1 protein-coding gene and 2 pseudogenes are annotated in these 1654 nt (G+C 69.5%); 2 read left to right on the top strand and 1 reads right to left on the bottom strand.

The genetic code is table 11. The features are described 5' to 3' along the window. Positions 1-366: pseudogene (locus ABZ470_RS41655) on the bottom strand (phospholipid carrier-dependent glycosyltransferase); the annotation flags it as partial. 97 nt (positions 367-463) lie between these two features. Between ABZ470_RS41655 and rsmI the strand changes: the two are divergent. Both rsmI and ABZ470_RS41645 read left to right on the top strand, forming a co-directional pair. Beyond that, positions 464-1318, top strand: a complete 855-nt coding sequence (rsmI, locus tag ABZ470_RS41650; RefSeq protein WP_352016611.1) for a 16S rRNA (cytidine(1402)-2'-O)-methyltransferase — start codon at positions 464-466, stop codon at positions 1316-1318. Positions 1319-1372: 54 nt separating this feature from the next. Next, positions 1373-1654, top strand: a pseudogene (locus ABZ470_RS41645) (phospholipid carrier-dependent glycosyltransferase); the annotation flags it as partial.

Here is a 1654-nt window from a genome sequence, read left to right as displayed (position 1 = left end):
ATGGACCACGTAGGAGGCGCACTTGTCGATCTCGGCGGGCGCGCACTTCTGCCAGATCTCGGTGCCGCCGGCCATCAGGACCTTGTCGGCGTCCTTGACCATGGTGCGTTCGGCGAGGAAATTGACCAGGGACCACGCGTCCTTGGCGTAGTACGTCTCGTCGAACATCACCGCGTTCGGGCGGCCCAGGTTGACGAAGCGGAGGAACGCCCCGAACACCGTCACCAGCAGCGGGCCGATCCAGCCCCACATGGCGCCGCCGGGCATCGGCGGCACCAGCCGGTCACGCACGGAGACGGCCGAGTCGGTGCTCGGTTCTGACTCCGGCTGTTCGAACGCCTGGTTGGGGAAGTCGGTCACGGCCACCCGGCCATCGTACGGGCCTCCTCCCCTCACGAACCTAAGAAACACCGCCTACATGTCCAATTACGGAACTTCTCCCCTTGTTGGGACCCCGTGTCGGATGCGGGAGGATGGAACCGTGAACGACAACGGCAGGCTGGTGCTCGCTGGAGCCCCGATCGGACAGACGGGCGACGCCTCGCCGAGGCTGCGCGAGGCGCTGGAGACCGCCGACGTGGTCGCCGCCGAGGACACCCGCCGCCTGCGCCGTCTGGCGGCCGACCTGGGCGCGGAGATCGGCGGCAGGGTCGTCTCCTACTACGACGCCAACGAGGCGGGCCGGGCGGCCGAGCTGCTGGGCGAGCTGCGGGACGGCAGGACCGTCCTGATCATCACCGACGCCGGGATGCCCGGTGTCTCCGACCCGGGCTACCGCCTGACCCGCCTGGCCGTCGAGGCCGGGATCACGGTCACCTCGCTGCCAGGGCCCTCCGCGGTCACCACCGCGCTGGCCGTCTCCGGCCTGCCCAGCGACCGCTTCTGCTTCGAGGGCTTCCCGCCGCGTAAGCCGGGCGAGCGCGACCGCAGGCTGCGGGCGCTGGCCGCCGAGGAACGCACGATGGTGTTCTTCGAGGCGCCCCACCGGCTCGCGGCCGCGCTCGGCGCGATGGCCGAGGCGTTCGGGGCGGAGCGCAGGGCCGCCGTCTGCCGCGAGCTGACCAAGACCTACGAGGAGGTACGGCGCGGCGGCCTGGGCGAACTGGCCGTGTGGGCGGCCGACGGGGTCAAGGGCGAGATCACCGTGGTGGTCGCCGGGCACGACCCGCAGGAGGTCGAGCCGGACATCGAGGACCTGGTCGCCGAGGTCGCCAGGCGCGCGGAGACCGGGGTGCCGAGGAAGCAGGCGATCGTGGACGTCGCGAAGTCGGCGGGGATTCCCAAACGAGATCTTTACGATGCTGTCCACAGAGGGTGATTTTTCTCCATACTTCCCTAAATGGGATTAACCAGAGATCGACTTCTGCCCCCCATGCCGGGAAACGTCCTGCTGGGCTGGCTGGGACCGTTGTTCGTCGCCGCGCTCGGGGCGTTCCTGCGGTTCGACCGTCTCGGACTGCCGAAGGCGGTGGTGTTCGACGAGACCTTCTACGCCAAGGACGCCTACTCGCTGAGCCTCTTCGGCGTTGAGCGGGCCACACTCGGCGACGCGTCGAACCCGATCTCCGACCGGATGCTCATCGCCGGGAACACCGACATCTGGATCGGCTGCTCCCCGCCGGAGGCCGCCCCCTGCCCGCAGTACGTCGCACAC

It is taken from the genome of Streptosporangium sp. NPDC020072, assembly GCF_040631445.1.
In the GTDB taxonomy this organism is placed as follows: Bacteria; Actinomycetota; Actinomycetes; order Streptosporangiales; family Streptosporangiaceae; genus Streptosporangium.
Note: the sequence above shows the minus strand (reverse complement) of the source record. Positions and strands in the feature narration are given on the sequence as shown.

What these genes read in the sequence shown, in the direction of transcription:
- rsmI (WP_352016611.1), top strand. Translation starts at nt 464, where the DNA reads ATGCGGGAGGATGGAACCGTGAACGACAACGGCAGGCTGGTGCTCGCT.